The following is a 16144-nucleotide window of genomic DNA, read 5'->3' as shown; positions in this document are numbered from 1 at the left end:
GGTTCGGGGCCCGCCGACGACGGCCCGTGGGTCTCGGTGGGAACCGAGCCTTGCTCAGGAGGCGGCGGCTCCGGTCTGCCGGATCGCGTCGAGGACCTCACCGTAGGTGAGCGTGGTCGAGTTCACCAGCGCGCGCTCCGAGGCCACGTCGATGTCGACCGAATCGATACCGTTGACACCGCGCAGCGACGATTCGATCGCGGACGCGGACTCGCGGGTAACGTTGTGCAGAGTAACCGTGTACGTCATGGGAATCGCATTGACCGATTCCCTTCGCTCAAACTTTCCTTTTTGTCCCGTTTGATCGTGGGGGCCCCGGGAATTGCGGAGTTGTCAAACGACTCGACGCAACAGGGATTGCCATGATCATCATCATCGGGCTCATCGCCTTGATCGCGGCCGTGCTCATCGGAGTTGCCGCGGTCGTCGGTAACACCGGCCCCGCTCAGCAACTGACGAGTGATTTCGCGGTATTCGACTATCACTTCCACGGTTCCACCGGCGCGTTGTTCGGCTACGGCGTCACGCTCGGTGCGATCGGGATGCTCGGACTGGCCCTCGTGCTGTCCGGCGCCTGGCGGGTGACCCGCCGCGGCGTGGTGGCGCGTCGTGAACTCGCCCAGTCCCGCCGTGAGATGGCGGCAGTGCGGCGGGATCTGACGGCAGGCACTGCCACACCGGTGGAGCGGGCTCCGCAGGAGCCGGCTTGGCGGCGGTGGTTGGGCACACGCGGTTCGGGTACTGCTCGCACCGATCGCGGCGCCACGGTCTCGACCTCGAAACCCGTGACCGCCAAGTAATTGAGAAGAAAAGGAACACGACAATGATCATTCTCGGCCTCATCCTCTTGGTCCTGGGCTGGCTGCTCGGTATCGGGCTGCTCACCACCGCGGGCATCATCGTGCTGATCATCGGGCTAGTGCTGCTCGTGGCCGGTTCGGTGGGCCGTCCGGTGGGTGGCCGCCGCTGGTATTACTAGAGGAATTCCGCATGAAGTTCGAAGATCGCCTCGCGCATCAAGTGCAAGCGGGCAGGGGCAGCGTGAAGAAATTCCTCGGCCGAGCGACCGGTAACTCCCGGCTGGAGGCCGAGGGGCGGCGGGAGCAGGCTCGCGGCAATCTGAAACGCGCCGCGGACAAACTGCGGGACGCTTTCAAGCGCTGACCGCACACCGCACGCCGGTGCCGGGTGAAGGCCGACGGCCTTCGCCCGGCACCGGCGTGTTCGCGTCCAGGGCTCGGTCAGATTCCGGCGACGCCCGCGAGCTGCCCGATGCCGTAGGTGACGGCCATCGCCAGCGCGCCACCGAGCACCACCCTGACCACCGCCCGGCCACGGGAGCTTCCGCCCAGCCCGGCGCTGACCGACCCGGTGAGCGCGAGCGCGGCCAGCACGGCCGCGAACGTCACCGGGATGCGCGCGGTGACCGGCGGCAGCAGGATGGCGAGCAACGGCAGCAGCGCGCCGAGCGTGAAGGCCACCGCCGAGGACAAGGCCGCCTGCCACGGGTTGGTCAGCTCGGTGGGATCGAGGCCCAGTTCGGCCTCCGCGTGCGCGGTGAACGCGTCGTGCGCGGTGAGTTCTTCGGCGACCTTGCGCGCCGTTTCCGGCGTCAGACCCTTCGCCTGGTAGATCCCCGTGAGTTCGACAAGCTCGTAGTCCGGCTCGTCGCGCAGTTCCCTGCGCTCCTTCGCCAGCAGGGCCCGCTCGGAATCGCGCTGCGTGCTCACCGAGACGTACTCGCCCACCGCCATGGAGATCGCACCCGCCGACAGGCCCGCGATGCCCGCGGTGAACAAGGCCGATGTGTCGGTCGTCGCCGCCGCGACGCCGACGACCAGACCCGCGGTGGACACAATGCCGTCGTTCGCGCCGAGCACGCCCGCGCGCAGCCAGTTGAGCTTGGACGCGAAGCCGTCGCCGTGCGGTTCGTGCGGATGTGCGCCGGACGCGTCGGTCGTGCGAGCCATGACAAGCACCCTAATCACCACCGCGCGGCGCGAGGGCAGGCCGCTCGGACGGCTAGGTGCGGGGTTGGCGGGGAACCGCCATGGGATGCGGCACCATCGTGCGGTGGATGATCTGGAGGATCAGCAGGAACAGCACCGAGAGCGCGGCGGTGACGAGATCCCCCACCAGCACCGCCAGCACGGCGAACGTGCCGAACAGCGGAAATTCCAGCACCGCGCACCAGCGCAGGATGCGCAGCCGCCTGGCGTTGGCGGACAGCCGCTGCACGCCGTCGTCGATGATGGTCAGCGCCGTTTCGTAGCGCACCATGCCGTCGCCGACCTGGACGAACATGTGCACCGCCTGGTCGCGGCTGAGTTCGCCGAGCCAGGCCCGGTCGATCAGCCGCTTGCCCTCCTCGGCGACCTCCTTGATAACCGCGTCCATGCGGCCCCCTTCCCAGTCCGATCGGAGAGTCTAGCGGCCGAATCGGGGCTTCCCAGCGGCGATTCGAGCGCCACCAGCCGCGCCGGATGCGCCGGGAGGTCGTCCAGGAGGCCCGGCCTGTCACCCGAAACTGTGGTGCGGCTGGGCGCTTCCGTGCGCCTCCGCGCGGCGCAGGGCGGTAGGCGTTGTGCCCCACCATCTTCGAGCGCAGCGGGTGAAGGTCGCCTGTTCGGACAGCCCGATCAGCGAGGCGACCTGACTCATCGGCATGTCCGTCGTGGCGAGATACCGCCGCGCCGCGTCTCGCCGGACCTCGTCGAGGATTTCGGCGAACGAGGTGTTCTCGGCGGCGAGACGGCGCTGCAAGGTGCGCGGGTGCACCGTGAGCAGCCGGGCCACCGCGCCGATCTCGGGCGCGGACGTGCCGAGCAACTGCTGCACGGCGGCGCGCACCTGCGGGGCGAGCGCCGCCGCCGCGGCGCCGGACTGCTCGGCGAGGAAGGCCATCGCCAGCCGGTGCAGGTTCTCGTCACCCCCGGTGAGCGGCCTGCTCGCCAGGCTGCTCGGCACCCGCAGCGCCGGGAACGGCCGCCCGGCGCGCACCGGGGCGCCGAAGAATTCCTCGTAACGGGCGAGCGCCGCCTCGGGGCGATAGGGCAGCTCGACCGAGCGCAACCCGTACCGGTCGTCCACCAAGCGCTGGATGGTGCGATGCACGAATGCCAGGCCCAGATCGGTGCCCTGGACGGGGGTGGGAAGTCCCGGGCGCACGCCGTAGCGCAGCGCGATCACCCCGCGGTCCCCGTAAGGGTCCGGTTCCAGCGTCAGGCTCAGCGACCGCGCGTGCAGGAACAGATACCGCGCCGAGCACTCGAGCGCGTCCGCCAGTGACGGGGAATTCCGGATGGCCAGCGCCAGCGGGCCGAGCATGTCCAGATCCTGCCGCTGGGAGATCCGCAGTCCCAGGTCGGGACAGCGCAGCTGGTGCGCGGCCAGTTCCAGCACGGCCGCGACCCGCTCGTCGGGCACCAGCAGGTCGTCGGCGTCCAGGGCGGCCACCGGCAGGCCGCACGCCGAGGCCAGCGCCTCCGCGTCGCCGCCGAGTTCGGCCACGGTCGCGCGAAAACCGCGCAACCCCGCGGACCGAATCACCGACATGTCGTCGAGGATCAAATAGTTGTCGCGCAAAGTCAAGAAAGGGAGGCCGTCGGGCTCGCACACTGGAGACATGACGCAGACCGATGCCGCACCGGAACACCTCGATGTCGTGATCGTCGGCGCGGGGCTATCCGGGATCGGCGCTGCCTACCGGTTGCAGACCGAGTGCAGGGGCAAGGCCTACGCCATCCTGGAGGCCCGCGACTCGCTGGGCGGCACCTGGGACCTGTTCCGCTACCCCGGCATCCGCTCGGACTCCGACATGTTCACTCTCGGCTACCCGTTCAAGCCGTGGCGGGACGCCAAGTCGATCGCGGACGGTCCGTCGATCCTGCGCTACATCACCGAGACCGCGACCGAGAACGGCATCGACCGGCACATCCGCTTCCGCACCAAAGTGCTCGCGGCCGACTGGGACAGCGACGCCGCGCGCTGGACCTTGACGCTCGAGCGGCGCGACGCGTCCGGCGCGGTCGAAACACATACGCTGACCTGCGGGTTCCTCTACGCCTGCGCCGGATACTACAACTACGACCAGCCGTACGCGCCGGAATTCCCCGGCATCGCGTCCTTCACCGGCCAAGTGGTGCACCCGCAGTTCTGGCCCGAGGACATCGACTATCGCGGCAAGCGCGTCGTCGTGATCGGCAGCGGCGCGACCGCGGTCACCCTGGTCCCCGCGATGGCGGAGCAGGCGCAGCTGGTGACGATGCTGCAACGGTCGCCGACCTGGATCAGCGCTGTCCCGGGGCGGGACAAACTGGCCGACCGGATCCGCGAGCTGCTGCCGCCGCGGCCTGCGCATCGCCTGATCCGGACCAAGAACATCTTGTTCGGCATCGGCTTCTACCAGTACTGCCGTCGCCGGCCGGCGGCGGCGCGCAAGCTGCTCACCGGCCTCACCACACGCATCCTGAAGGACGAACAGGCCGTCGCCGAGCACTTCACCCCCAGCTACAACCCCTGGGACCAGCGTCTGTGCGCGGTGCCGGACGCCGACTTCTTCAAGGCCATGAAGAAAGGCAAGGCCGAGGTCGTCACCGATCACATCGACACCTTCGTGCCGGAGGGCATCCGGCTGAAGTCCGGCCGGGTGCTGGAGGCGGACATCGTGATCACCGCGACCGGGCTGCAACTGCTCGCCTTCGGCGGCATCGCGCCCAGCGTCGACGGCGTGCGGGTCGACCTGTCGGAGCAGTTCGTCTGGCAAGGGGCCATGCTCACCGGCGTCCCCAACTTCGCCGTGTGCATCGGGTACACCAACGCCTCGTGGACGTTGCGCGCCGATCTCACCTCCCGGTTGGTCTGCAAGGTGCTCAACCACATGGATCGCAAGGGTTACGCCGCCGTGGTGCCCGAGCCGAGGGGCACGCTCGAGGAACACCCGCTCCTGGATCTGGCCTCCGGTTACATCCAGCGCTCCATCGGCGAGTTCCCCCGCCAAGGCGGCCGTCATCCGTGGAAGGTGCGGCAGAACTACCTGCTCGACTCGGCCACCACGCTGCGCACCGACCTCGGCAAGACGCTCACCGGGATGCCGAAATCGGCCGTCCGGCGACCGGCGCCCGTCGCCTGACCCTGGGCGGTCAGCGCGCCCGCAGGACGACGATGCCAGGGGTCGACCGGACGTACTCGGCGAAGGGTGAGTCCACCACCTTGTCGTTGCCCGCGAGGGAGGACGCGTTGCGGAAGACCGGGCCCGTGTCGGTCATCACGAAGATGCCGACGTGGGTGACGTCGAGGCCCGGCTGGTCGGCGTAGGCGCCGATGTAGTCGCCGGTACGCAGCCCGTCGACGACGTTTTGGCCGACGGCGGCGCTGGGAATGTAGGTGATCGCGCGATCGACCACGGGCAGCCCCGGCAGATAAGTGCCGCCGTCGGCCTTCGCGTTCAGGTGCCGGGTGACGGTCACCGCCGCGGTGCTCAACGTCGCCGTGATGTCGGTGGCCGCGATGTCGGGGACGTGCGACCAGTCGGTGAAGAAGTGCTTGCGCTGGTGGAAATCCACGCGGCCACCGGCGTAGCGCGTGCGGATCAGGTTCGCGGTGAATTGGTCGCGGTCGGTGGCCGTGGTGAGCGCATGGACATAGTCGAGGAAGGTGAAGCAGTCCACCCGGCGCAGGTCGATGACCAGCTCTTCGGGCCGGGTGGCCGATCCGACGAGCATGTTCGCGCCGTAGGGCGTGCCGAGGAAGCGGCGCGACAGCAGTTCGATCAGGTCCGCCTTGTTCGCCGCGGCGGGCGCCTGGGCGCGCAGCGACAGCAATTCGTCGAGCTTCTTCGCGGTGACGTCGTCCAGGTGCACGGCCCCCGGAGTGCCGAGCGCCACGGCGGGTGTGGACACCGCGGCGCAGGCGAAGGCGACGAGGACGAGCAGTACACGAGCGATGGTGCGCAAGACGCCTCCAGCAGCGGAAAACGGCCGATCCGTACACGACAGCGACACCCACGGTAGCCCGGTGGCACGACCTAGCGCCGTCCAAACGCCCTTTCTGGTGGACTGACGCCGGGCCATGAGATGGCCCCACGTCCCAACCGAAAGGGTTATCCGACATGACGAGAATCGTTCGAGCCACCCTCGCGCTGGGCGGTCTGCTCGCCGCGGGTGCGCTGCTGGTTCCGGCGACCGCCTCCGCGCAGCCGCAGCCGGGCGGACTGCTGGAGACGACGTGCAGCTTCGCGCAGATCGATGCCGCCGTCCATGCCCAGTTCCCCGACGCCGCCGCCCGGCTCGACGCCCACCCCGAACGGAAGGCGAAAATCCAGGAATTCCTGAGCCTCCCGGTCGAGCAGCGCAAGCAGCGCGCCAGAGAGTTCCTGGACAAGCACCCCGAGGCCAAAAGCAAGTTCGAGGAGCGCAGGAACTCGCCGGAGGCGCAGCAGCACCGCGAGAAGTTCCGCGTCATCGCCGACACCTGCCACAACTACTGAGCCCGGTACGGGCGAGGTGTCGGACTCGCCCGTACTGCGCTACCCCCGCGCGCGGGGGAGATCGACGGTGACTGCCAGACCGCCCTCCGGCCGGGCCGTCGCGCGGACGGTGCCTCCGTGGGCTTGGGCGACCGAGCGCACGATCGACAGGCCGAGCCCGGCGCCGCGGGCATCGGAATCGGCCAAGCGTTCGGCCGCGGACAGTCTGCGGAACGGTTCGAAGAGACTGTCGACTTCGAACGCGGGCACCTGCGGGCCACTGTTCGCCACGGTGAGCACGGCGCGGTCACCGCTCGTCGCCGACCGGATGGTCACCCAGCCGTTCTCGGGCAGGTTGTAGCGCACGGCGTTGTCGAGCAGATTGTGCACGAGGCGTTCCAGCAACAGCGGATCTCCCTGTACGGGAGCGGATTCGAGATCGGCGGTGATCTCGGCCCCCGGCCGCTCGGCCCAGGTCCCGACCGCGTCGGCCGCGATGTCGGCGAGGTCGCCGCGGCGGTGTTCGGTCAGCCGCTGTTCGCTGGTGGCCAGCACCAGCAGGCCGTCGATGAGTCGTTCGTGCCTGCGGTTGACCTCGAGCAGCGTCGCGCCGAGCCTGCGGGTGGACTCGGGCGCCTCGGGGTCTTCCAACGCCACCTCGATCAGCGTCCGGTTGATCGTCAGCGGTGTGCGCAACTCGTGGGAGGCGTTGGCGACGAATCGGCGCTGTCCGTCGAAGGCTCGGTCCAGCCGCTCCAGCATCGCGTCGAAGGTGTCGGCCAGATCCTTGATCTCGTCCTGCGGACCGTCGAGGGCGATGCGCTCGTGCAGGCTGGTGTCGGCCACGCGCCGCGCGGTCGCGGTGATCCGCTGCAACGGATGCAGGGCGCGTCCGGCCAGCAACCAGCCGAAGCCGCCCGCGGCGATGCCCACCGCGCCGAGGGATACCAGCGACCACACCAGCATGGCGCGCAAGGTGTCGCGCCGATTGCGTTGGGCCTGCTCGCTGAGCGCCTTGAAGAGTTCAGCGGAGATCGGGGCCCGGTTCCGTTCCGCCCGTTCGATGAGGTATTCCCGCACCACTTGCTGCGCACCGCCGCCGGGCCGCCGCTCCAGCGACTGGTTCAGGTAGAAGTACGTCAACGCGATCAGCACCGCGCCCGCCAGGAAGAACGCCGTCGCGTACAGCAGCGTCAGCCGCAGCCGGATCGTGCGCCCGCTCATCGGATCCGGTAGCCGACGCCGGGCTCGGTCTCGATCAGCCGCGGGTCGCCCAGCTTCCGCCGCACGTTCATGATCGTGTACCGCACCACGCCGGTGAACGGGTCGATGTGCTCGTCCCATGCCTTCTCCAGCAGCTGCTCGGCCGAGACGACGCCGCCGTCCGCGCGCAGCAGTTCGGCCAGCACCGCGAATTCCTTGCGCGACAGGGTGACCGGTTCGCCGTTCCTGGTGACGGCGAACCGGTGCTGGTCGAGCCGGATGCCGGATCGCTCCAGTACCGGGGGAGCGGCGCTGCGCGCCCGCCGCCCGAGCGCTTGGATGCGGGCGACCAGCTCGGCGAAGGCGAACGGCTTGGTCAGATAGTCGTCCGCGCCGAGCCCGAGACCGGCCACCCGCTCCGCCACGGCGCTCGCGGCCGTCAGCATCAGGATGCGCGCCGAGCCGCCGGACGCCACGAGCGTGCCGCACACCGCGTCACCGGAGACGCCGGGCAGATCGCGGTCGAGTACCACCACGTCGTAGTCGTGCACGCCGGTACGCTCCAGCGCCGCGGCGCCGTCGTACACCACGTCGACCGCCATGGCATGCCTGCGCAAGCCGTCGGCGATCGCGTCGGCCAGCAATTTCTCGTCCTCGACAACAAGCACCCGCACCCCGCCATCGTGCCCCTTCCGCTGTTGGGCGGGCGTTGGTTCGGCCCGGGCGGGCGGGTCTGGGTAGGCTCGCGCACGACCCGGCGCACCCGACTCCCTAGGAGAGACAAGCCATGGCAGGCGACTGGAACACCCAGATCATCGAGGAATTTCGCGCCAACCAGGGCAAGGTCGGCGGCCCCTTCGCCGGCCGCGAGCTGCTGTTGCTGACCAGCACCGGCGCGAAGTCGGGTCGCCCGCGCACCAACCCGCTCGCGTTCATTCGCGACGGCGAGGACATCGTGGTGATCGCCTCCAAGGCGGGCGCCCCCACCAATCCCGACTGGTACCACAACGTGCGCGCCCATCCCGAGGTCACGATCGAAATCGGCACCGAGACCATCGAGGCGACCGCGACCGCGATTACCGATGGCCCGGAACGCGATCGCCTCTACGCCGCGATGGTCGAGGTGATGCCCGGCTTCGCGGAATACCAGGAGAAGACCGATCGGGTGATTCCGGTCGTCAAGCTGACGCCGCGCTGAGCGGAGGCGTTCCCGGCCGCACGCGCGCTCATCCCGCCCCCACCGAGGACAGCAGCATGGGCAAGGCATTCTGCATCTGGATCTTCCAGGCGTCCCAGTTGTGGCCCTGGGCGGGCACATAGCGCTCGTCCACCTGTGCGCCGAGTTGTCGCAGGCGGTCGACGAAACGGTAGTTCTGTTCGTAGGCTGCGGATTCCACGGGATCACCCTTGCCGTAGGAGACGAACAAGGGGATGCCGGTGAGATCGGCGGCCCGGCTGTAGGGGTTGTTGGCGACCCAGATGTCGCGGTTGACGGTGTAATCGCCCCAGACTCGTTTCCAGTCGGCGGCGCAGCCCTGGCCGGGCTTGTCGGGTTCGCCGGGGGCGCCGGAGTCGTGCAGCGGATCGACGTTGCCGCTGAAGGAAGCGGCCGAGCGGAACCATCCCTGGTGGGCGGCGGCGAACTTCATCGCCCCGAGGCCGCCCATCGAATTGCCCGCGATGGCGCGGGTCGCATTGGCGCGGTAGCCGGTTTCCAGCAGGGTGCGCACGTCGTTCAACAGGTAGCTCTCCCATGCCGGCGCGCCGCCGTGGCCGTCGTTGTACCAGTCGGAATACGCACTGCACCAGCTGGTCTCGGGTAGTACGAAGATCGCTTCCCGCCCTGCGGTCAGCGCCGCCAGATCGCCTTTGTCGGTCCAGGATTTGTGGTCGTCGAAGCCGCCGTGCAGAACCCACACCGTCGGCCAGGTGCGGGCGGCGTCCTTGGACCAGCCGGGGGGAAGCAGCAGTCGCACCACCTTGACGGACCAGTCCGGGCCCTCGAGGTTCGGGGAGGACACTCCGATGTCGAGAATCCGGTCGCTCACCCTGGCCTCCCAGCGCACCGTCGGCGCCGCGTGCGCGGAGGCCACGGACAGAAAAGGCGCGATGAGGCCCGCGACGACGATGGTGAAGGCTATCCGGATCAGCCGATGCAACGGTCCAACCTTTCGCTTCGCGATCGTGTCGGAACGATCGCTGCCGCAAGTAGATTCACCGCTCATCATGCTCGGCGAACAGCGGTGTTCGCAAGAGTGGTCCGGCACCGGCGGCGGAACGAGCCGGCCTCGGCCGGATGCCCTCAGCCCGCCGTGATGCTGGTGATCAGCGTTTGGTCCGTTCCGGTCCGGGTCGTGATGAACTGCGTGAAGGTGTTCGCATCCTCACCGGGAAACTGCTGCGTCAAACGCACTTCCCACCGTGCCTGGCCGTCGGGGCCGTCCCCGGCCCGGGAGATCTGCACGCAGTAGCGGGTGCCCGCGGGCACCTGATTGATGCCGCGCTGGATCTGATCGGCGGGTGATACGGCGGCGTCGGGGGCGACCACCGCGCGCGCCCGGTAGCCGGACCGTTCGGCGTAGTAGGCGTACTCGAAGGCGAAGATGGCGTCTGGGCCGTTGCCGGTGCCGCCCGGATCGGTGCCGGAGATGACGTCGCCGGTGCGTTTCTGCTCGCATCCCGGCGTGGCGATGGCCCACGGCGGCCTGACCCGCGAGGTGGAGGTGGAACTCGCGGGTGCGGGCGCGGCCGCGCGCGGCGGCGACGTCGCCGCCGCTGTGCGGGAATTCGACTCGGAACCGTAGATCATGGCCATGCCGATCGAGACGGTGGCGATCGCGATGCCGAGCACGATCAGCACGGTCAGCGAGCGGTTGCCGCGCTGCTGATCGGCGCGCCGCGGATGCCGTACCGGGGTGCCGGGATGGATGCCGGATCGATTGACGATGGCGGGCGCCGGGACGTGAGCGTCCTCGGCCTTGGGCCGCACCGGCTCGGCGGGTGCGCTGCGCTGCTGCGGGGCGACAGGTTGCGGCGCTCGCACCGTGGCGGGCGCGGGCTCGAGCCACTGCTCCCATTCGCCGAAACGCGGCCTGGTCTCTTGCCGCTGCGGCTGGCGCGGTGGTTCCGCCGCCTCGAACTGCTGCGGCTCCCGGCGACGGATCTGCTTGCGGCGGCCGGGCGACCGACGCCGCTTGGACGGCTTGCCCGCGGGGATGCGCAGCATCGGCAGGCCCGTGTCGAACGGATTGGCCTGGCCCGCGTCCTGACCGGGATGCTCCCGGTCAGGGGGCGTCATCGTCGAATTCGCCCAGCACCGGTACGACCGCCGTCACGGCGGACGGGATGGTCACGCCGAGCTGACCGTCGCGCGGCTTGTGCTCGTGGTCTTCACCGCCGGGCGGCGCGGCGGGCGGCACCACCATGCCGCCGGTCGGGCCGGGGTGCGCCGGATGGTCGGGGTTGCTCGCGGGCGCGGGCGGCGCGGAATCGGCGGGCGGCGCGACAGCGGGTGCGGGCCTGCTCTCCGGCTTCGGCACGTCCGCGCGCGCGGCGGGTGCGGAGTTGCCGGGCGGGATCACCGAACCGGGGCCGCTGCTCGACGGCTTGTGCTCCGGCGACCCACCGAAGTCGAACAGCTTCGAGGAGTTCTTCGAGTCGTCGCCGTTCGTGCCGGAATTGGTGGTGGAGCCAGGGTTGATCAGTTCCGGGATCGCCTTGTCCGCGGCCGCCGCGACGGTGTCGATGCCGTGGATGCCGACTTCGGCGATCTTGTCGATGATGTGCGTGCCGATGTCGACGCCCGCGTTGATGGCCGTGGTGCCGAGATCCACTCCCGCGGAGATGAGCTGCTGCTGCAATTGCAGCTGCGCGACCATGGCCGGGTCCATCGGCTGGGTGGTGGCGGGCGCCGTGGTGCCCGGCACGACTTGACCGGTGCCACCGGGATAGACGGCTTGCCCCTGGGAGACGCCGGACGGTGTGGTGACCGTGAGCGGTCCCATCTCGTCGAGTCGCCTTGTGTGGTCGTCCATCTCGGTGCGCGCGGCCGTCACGGTGGTGAGCGCGTCGCGCAGCGCCTGGGTGGCGCGGGTGATGACGGCGTCGGTCTCCGGCGCGGAGGTGGCGTTGTCCAGGATCTCCCGCGCGTCGCGCCGGAAGTCGGCGATGATCTGGTCGACCCGCCGCGCCGCGCGGCCCGAGGTGGCGTGTGCGTCGGCGAGCACGGACAGATACGCCGGACCGCGATCGGAGATGTCGCCGATCTGGGTCTGTGTGGTGCGCATCGCGGGCACCGCGCTGTCGGCGGCCTTGGAAGTCCAGGTCGATTCCAGCGCGTGCAGGCCTTCGCGGTGCGGACCTTCGGTATCGGCCGCCTGGGTGGAGGCGGCCGACAGCGCCCCGGTCGCGGCCGCGCTCGGCACGCCGACACCGGTGCCGAGCGAGGAGCGCAGCGTCAGAAGGGGTTTGACCAGCGCGGCGACGATCGGCGGATCGACGCCGGGTTCGGTGCTCAGCGGCCGGGTGGTCTCGGCGGCGGGCTGGGTGACGTGCGTGCGTTTGCGCAGTCCCATCAGGCTTCTCATGCCGACGCCTCCCCGGACCTGGTGATCGCGCTCGCCGTCGCGGCGTCGACATCCTGCGCGCTCTCGCTGTAACCGCGCAGCACCTGGCCGTAGGCGCCGACCAGCCGGCCGGCCGTCGACAACGCTTCGGCGTGTTCGGAGACGGCCGCGGAGAAGCGCGCCGCGAATTCCGCGCCGACGAGTCCCAGATCGGCGGCCAGCCGTTCCGGATCCACCGCGCCGGAGGCGACCGTGGCCGCCGACGCCAATTGTTTCGACACCGCGTCCGCGATCGCGGTGTAGGCGGCCACCGCCGCCGGGTCGAGCCTGAGCGTATCCACTGTTCCCCTCCCGGATCCCAGTCTGTCGCTACCGCGCCATGATTCACCGCCAAGGGTACTGTGCCGGAGCCCCGCCATGCGCCTGTTCCTCGGTGGTCGGTTTCGTGCGCGGGCGACTCCTGTTGGTGTCCGGCGTCCCTCCCGGTGTGCGGGTGACGCATCCGGCATCCGCGGGCGTGGCCGGAGGGATCGGCCGACATCCCTGTTCACGAGCCATCCCGCGCCCCTTGCCGATCCGGCCGCGGTGCCGTTCACCTCGGCGAACGCCTGCGTGTCGAGATTGTTATCCGGAACAACAAATTAGCTGTTGTGCGCTGTGTCACAGTGAAATATGTTGCTGTCCACAACATTCGTTCCACTCCGACCGGCCGGGGCATCGTCCCGGCCGGTGATGAAAGGCCCACTCATGCGTAAGGGCATCTTCAGTGCCGCCGCGCTGTCGTTCGCGCTGCTGGCCGCCACACTCACCGCGTGCGGCGATGCGGGGGACTCCGGCGGCAAAACCCGGATCGGCGTGATCCTTCCGGACAGCAAGACCTCCGCCCGCTGGGAGACGGCGGACCGCAAGTACCTGCGACAGGCATTCGACGCCGCGGGCGTCAAGGCCGATATCCAGAACGCTCAAGGCGACAAGAACGCCTTCCAGACCATCGCCGACCAGATGATCACCAACGGCGTCTCGGTGCTGGTGATGACCAACCTGGACAGCGGCACCGGCAAAGCGGTGATCCAGAAGGCGAAATCGCAGGGCGTCACCGTGATCGACTACGACCGGCTCACCCTGGGCGGCGGCGCGCAGTACTACGTGTCCTTCGACAATGTGAAGGTCGGCAGTCTGCTCGGTGCGGGCGTCGCGCAGTGCCTGACCGATCGCAACGCGGTGCGCCCGGTGGTCGCGTATCTGAACGGCGGACCGACCGACAACAACGCCACCCTGCTGAAGACCGGCTACGACGGTGTGCTGAAGCCGCGATTCGACGCGGGTCAGTACGTCAAGGGCCCCGATCAGGCCGTCCCGGAGTGGGACAACACGAAGGCGGGCACCATCTTCGAGCAGATGCTCACCGGACGGCCGGACATCGGGGGCGTCGTCGCGGCCAACGACGGGTTGGCCAATGCCGCGATCGCGGTGCTGAAGAAGCAGAAACTCAACGGCCAGGTGCCGGTCAGCGGGCAGGACGCCACGGTGCAGGGCCTGCAGAACGTGCTGGCGGGCGACCAGTGCATGACCGTCTACAAGGCGATCCAGAAGGAGGCCGACGCGACCGCGAAACTCGCGGTCGGCCTGGTGAAAGGGGAGCAGGGCACGACCAACGGCACGGTGCGCGACCCGGAGTCGAACGCCGACGTGCCGTCGGTGCTGCTGGAGCCCAAGCCGATCTACGCGCGCGACGTCAAGGACGTGGTGGCCGACGGCTATGTCACCAAGGCCGAGCTGTGCACCGGCGAGTTCGCGAAACTCTGCGCGGACAACGGGATCTGATATCGCACGCCCCTTCCGCGGTTCGATGAGGGGAGCGCGGAAGGGGCTCCTTCCCTTGGCGAGGAGCCACCCATGTCCGAACCGCCGGTCATCGAATTACGCGGAGTAGAGAAGAGTTTCGGCCCCGTCCACGTGCTGCACGAGGTCGCGTTCAGCGCCTTTCCCGGCGAGGTGACCGCCCTCGTCGGCGACAACGGGGCGGGCAAGTCCACGCTGGTCAAATGCATCGGCGGCACCCATCCGATCGACGCGGGGGAGTTCCTGTTCGACGGCGCGCCGGTGCAGGTGCACAGCCCGCGCGACGCGGCGGCGCTCGGCATCGAGATCGTCTACCAGGATCTCGCGCTCTGCGACAACCTCGACATCGTGCAGAACATGTTCCTCGGCCGGGAACGCAGGCGCGGTCTCGTGCTCGATGAATACGCGATGGAACAACTGGCCGAGAAGACGTTGGCGAGCCTGTCGGTGCGCACCGTCAAGTCGGTTCGCCAGCAGGTCGCCAGCCTGTCGGGCGGGCAGCGCCAGACGGTGGCCATCGCGAAAGCCGTGCTGTGGAACAGCAAGGTGGTCATCCTGGACGAGCCGACGGCCGCGCTCGGCGTCGCGCAGACCCAGCAGGTGCTCGAACTGGTCCGCAAACTCGCCGACCAGGGCCTCGCGGTGGTGCTGATCTCGCACAACATGAACGACGTCTTCGCGGTGTCCGACCGGATCGCCGCGCTCTATCTCGGCCGGATGGCCGCCCAGGTACGAACCTCCGACGTGACGCACGCGCAGGTCGTCGAATTGATCACGGCAGGCCGCAGCGGCGCGCTCGGCCTCGAGGCGAGCGGAGTGACCCGATGACCGCGGTGACCACCGAGCGGCGACCGGCTGCGCCGGTGACCGACCTGATGACCGGCTACGTCGGCCGGATGCGCGGCGGCGACATGGGGGCGTTGCCGTCGGTGATCGCGCTCGTCGTGCTGTCGGCCGTGTTCTGGGCGGCGCGCCCGGTCTTCATGTCCGAGGCCAACTTCGCGAATCTGTTCACCCAGGGCGCGGCGATCGCGGTGATCGCGATGGGGCTGATCTTCGTGCTGTTGCTGGGCGAGATCGATCTCTCCGCCGGATTCACCAGCGGGGTCTGCGCGGCGGTGCTCGCCGTGCTGCTGACCGACCAGGGGTGGCCGTGGTACGCGGCGGTGCTGGTCTCGCTGCTCACCGGCGTGGCGATCGGACTGGTGATCGGCACGGTCGTGGTGAAGATCGGGATCCCGTCGTTCGTGGTGACGCTGGCGGCGTTCCTCGCGTTGCAGGGCGTGGCGCTGAAGATCATGGACAACGGCCGCAACATCTCCATCCGCGACGAGACGATCGTCGCCATCGCGAACAAGAATGTGCCGCCGTTACTGGGCTGGGCGCTGTACGCGGCACTGGTCGCGGGTTTCGCCCTCGTCCAGTACCGGAAGTGGCGGGCGCGCGCGAAACTCGGGCTCACCGGCACGGCGGCGCGGGTGGTCGTGCTGCGGGTCGTGCTGCTCGCGCTCGTCGCGGGCGCGGCGGTGCTGGTGCTCAACGGCGAGCGCAGCCGCAATCCCGCGGTGCACTCGCTGGCGGGGATGCCCATCGTGGTGCCGATGATCGTCGCGCTCTTGCTGCTGTGGACGTTCGTGCTCGACCGCACCGCGTTCGGCAGGCACATCTACGCGGTCGGCGGCAACGCGGAGGCCGCTCGGCGCGCCGGCATCGCGGTGGATCGCGTGAAGATCACCGCCTTCGTGCTGTGCTCGGCGATGGCGGCGGTGGGCGGGCTGATCGCGGCATCGCGGGCGAACTCCGTCGATCCGAACACCGGCGGCAGCGACGTGCTGCTCACGGCGGTCGGCGCGGCGGTGATCGGCGGCACCAGCCTGTTCGGCGGGCGCGGGCGGATGCTGGACGCGGTGCTCGGCGCCGCGGTGGTCGCCGTGATCAACAACGGCATGGGGCTGATGGGCTACAGCGCGGGCACGAAATTCGTTGTGACAGGATTCGTGCTGCTCTTGGCGGCCGGAGTGGACGCACTCTCCCGTAAGCGTGCGCTCCCGCGGCGATGAATCCCAGC

At 69.3% G+C, this 16144-nt stretch carries 20 protein-coding genes; 9 read left to right on the top strand and 11 right to left on the bottom strand.

The features are described from left to right. Positions 1 to 54: 54 nt before the first annotated feature. Positions 55 to 249 (bottom strand): cation transporter, encoded by a 195-nt coding sequence (locus NB3_RS15400; RefSeq protein WP_067802986.1) that lies wholly within the window; start codon positions 247 to 249, stop codon positions 55 to 57. Positions 250 to 362: 113 nt separating this feature from the next. On the opposite strand from NB3_RS15400, the gene NB3_RS15395 reads away from it, so the two are divergent. Genes NB3_RS15395 through NB3_RS34115 form a run of 3 tightly spaced genes read left to right on the top strand, consistent with a single transcriptional unit; the run spans position 363 to position 1164 of the window. Beyond that, on the top strand, positions 363 to 800 hold the full coding sequence (locus NB3_RS15395; RefSeq protein ID WP_067802984.1) for a hypothetical protein: 438 nt from the start codon (positions 363 to 365) through the stop codon (positions 798 to 800). A gap of 23 nt (positions 801 to 823) precedes the next feature. Continuing rightward, the gene (locus NB3_RS35575; RefSeq protein WP_086006372.1) at positions 824 to 979 is read left to right on the top strand and encodes a DUF6131 family protein; all 156 of its coding nucleotides are present in this window, start codon (positions 824 to 826) and stop codon (positions 977 to 979) included. A gap of 11 nt (positions 980 to 990) precedes the next feature. Then, positions 991 to 1164 carry a CsbD family protein gene (locus NB3_RS34115; protein ID WP_084486265.1) on the top strand — a complete coding sequence of 58 codons (174 nt, stop codon included), beginning with the start codon at positions 991 to 993 and terminating at the stop codon, positions 1162 to 1164. Between the two features lie 77 nt (positions 1165 to 1241). On the opposite strand, the gene NB3_RS15390 is transcribed toward NB3_RS34115, so the two are convergent. From NB3_RS15390 to NB3_RS15380, 3 genes are all read right to left on the bottom strand, one after another. After that, positions 1242 to 1970, bottom strand: coding sequence for a VIT1/CCC1 transporter family protein (locus NB3_RS15390; RefSeq protein ID WP_067802982.1), 729 nt, complete (start codon positions 1968 to 1970; stop codon positions 1242 to 1244). Between the two features lie 52 nt (positions 1971 to 2022). Continuing rightward, positions 2023 to 2397, bottom strand: coding sequence for a hypothetical protein (locus NB3_RS15385; RefSeq protein ID WP_067802979.1), 375 nt, complete (start codon positions 2395 to 2397; stop codon positions 2023 to 2025). A gap of 120 nt (positions 2398 to 2517) precedes the next feature. Next, complete coding sequence (locus NB3_RS15380; protein WP_067803136.1) at positions 2518 to 3555, bottom strand: AraC family transcriptional regulator; 1038 nt, start codon at positions 3553 to 3555, stop codon at positions 2518 to 2520. A 70-nt stretch (positions 3556 to 3625) separates the two neighbouring features. On the opposite strand from NB3_RS15380, the gene NB3_RS15375 reads away from it, so the two are divergent. Continuing rightward, positions 3626 to 5131 (top strand): flavin-containing monooxygenase, encoded by a 1506-nt coding sequence (locus NB3_RS15375; protein WP_067802976.1) that lies wholly within the window; start codon positions 3626 to 3628, stop codon positions 5129 to 5131. A gap of 10 nt (positions 5132 to 5141) precedes the next feature. Here the strand turns inward: NB3_RS15375 and NB3_RS15370 are convergent, their stop codons facing one another. Next, positions 5142 to 5954, bottom strand: coding sequence for a DUF1460 domain-containing protein (locus NB3_RS15370; protein ID WP_067802974.1), 813 nt, complete (start codon positions 5952 to 5954; stop codon positions 5142 to 5144). A 155-nt stretch (positions 5955 to 6109) separates the two neighbouring features. Between NB3_RS15370 and NB3_RS15365 the strand changes: the two genes are divergently transcribed. Next, on the top strand, positions 6110 to 6487 hold the full coding sequence (locus tag NB3_RS15365) for a hemophore-related protein (protein ID WP_067802967.1): 378 nt from the start codon (positions 6110 to 6112) through the stop codon (positions 6485 to 6487). A gap of 39 nt (positions 6488 to 6526) precedes the next feature. Here NB3_RS15365 and NB3_RS15360 read toward each other — a convergent pair whose 3' ends face one another. Then, complete coding sequence (locus tag NB3_RS15360) at positions 6527 to 7690, bottom strand: sensor histidine kinase (RefSeq protein WP_067802964.1); 1164 nt, start codon at positions 7688 to 7690, stop codon at positions 6527 to 6529. Continuing rightward, positions 7687 to 8343 (bottom strand): response regulator transcription factor, encoded by a 657-nt coding sequence (locus NB3_RS15355; RefSeq protein ID WP_067802961.1) that lies wholly within the window; start codon positions 8341 to 8343, stop codon positions 7687 to 7689. The genes NB3_RS15360 and NB3_RS15355 overlap by 4 nt, the downstream gene beginning before the upstream one ends. A gap of 113 nt (positions 8344 to 8456) precedes the next feature. On the opposite strand from NB3_RS15355, the gene NB3_RS15350 reads away from it, so the two are divergent. Further along, positions 8457 to 8867 carry a nitroreductase family deazaflavin-dependent oxidoreductase gene (locus NB3_RS15350; RefSeq protein ID WP_067802958.1) on the top strand — a complete coding sequence of 137 codons (411 nt, stop codon included), beginning with the start codon at positions 8457 to 8459 and terminating at the stop codon, positions 8865 to 8867. A 28-nt stretch (positions 8868 to 8895) separates the two neighbouring features. Here the strand turns inward: NB3_RS15350 and NB3_RS15345 are convergent, their stop codons facing one another. From NB3_RS15345 to NB3_RS15330, 4 genes are all read right to left on the bottom strand, one after another. Continuing rightward, positions 8896 to 9828 (bottom strand): alpha/beta hydrolase, encoded by a 933-nt coding sequence (locus NB3_RS15345; RefSeq protein WP_244891920.1) that lies wholly within the window; start codon positions 9826 to 9828, stop codon positions 8896 to 8898. 143 nt (positions 9829 to 9971) lie between these two features. Next, complete coding sequence (locus NB3_RS15340) at positions 9972 to 10967, bottom strand: DUF8176 domain-containing protein (RefSeq protein WP_067802955.1); 996 nt, start codon at positions 10965 to 10967, stop codon at positions 9972 to 9974. Then, on the bottom strand, positions 10954 to 12255 hold the full coding sequence (locus NB3_RS36570) for a hypothetical protein (RefSeq protein ID WP_067802952.1): 1302 nt from the start codon (positions 12253 to 12255) through the stop codon (positions 10954 to 10956). Before NB3_RS36570 ends, NB3_RS15340 begins: the two co-directional genes overlap by 14 nt. Beyond that, positions 12252 to 12575 carry a hypothetical protein gene (locus tag NB3_RS15330; RefSeq protein WP_067802949.1) on the bottom strand — a complete coding sequence of 108 codons (324 nt, stop codon included), beginning with the start codon at positions 12573 to 12575 and terminating at the stop codon, positions 12252 to 12254. The genes NB3_RS36570 and NB3_RS15330 overlap by 4 nt, the downstream gene beginning before the upstream one ends. 406 nt (positions 12576 to 12981) lie before the next feature. On the opposite strand from NB3_RS15330, the gene NB3_RS15325 reads away from it, so the two are divergent. The 3 genes from NB3_RS15325 (at position 12982) to NB3_RS15315 (ending at position 16136) form a co-directional block, all read left to right on the top strand. Then, positions 12982 to 14058 (top strand): sugar ABC transporter substrate-binding protein, encoded by a 1077-nt coding sequence (locus NB3_RS15325; protein WP_067802947.1) that lies wholly within the window; start codon positions 12982 to 12984, stop codon positions 14056 to 14058. Between the two features lie 72 nt (positions 14059 to 14130). Beyond that, a complete protein-coding gene (locus NB3_RS15320; protein ID WP_067802944.1) occupies positions 14131 to 14904 on the top strand; it encodes an ATP-binding cassette domain-containing protein in 774 nt (257 codons plus the stop codon). Continuing rightward, positions 14901 to 16136, top strand: coding sequence for a sugar ABC transporter permease (locus NB3_RS15315; RefSeq protein ID WP_067802940.1), 1236 nt, complete (start codon positions 14901 to 14903; stop codon positions 16134 to 16136). The genes NB3_RS15320 and NB3_RS15315 overlap by 4 nt, the downstream gene beginning before the upstream one ends. The last annotated feature ends 8 nt before the right edge of the window (positions 16137 to 16144 follow it).

The sequence above is a fragment of the Nocardia beijingensis NBRC 16342 genome, assembly GCF_001612785.1.
GTDB classification, from domain to species: Bacteria; Actinomycetota; Actinomycetes; order Mycobacteriales; family Mycobacteriaceae; genus Nocardia; species Nocardia beijingensis.
The sequence above is the reverse complement of the archived record's forward strand: the minus strand, read 5'-3'. Positions and strand labels throughout refer to the sequence as shown.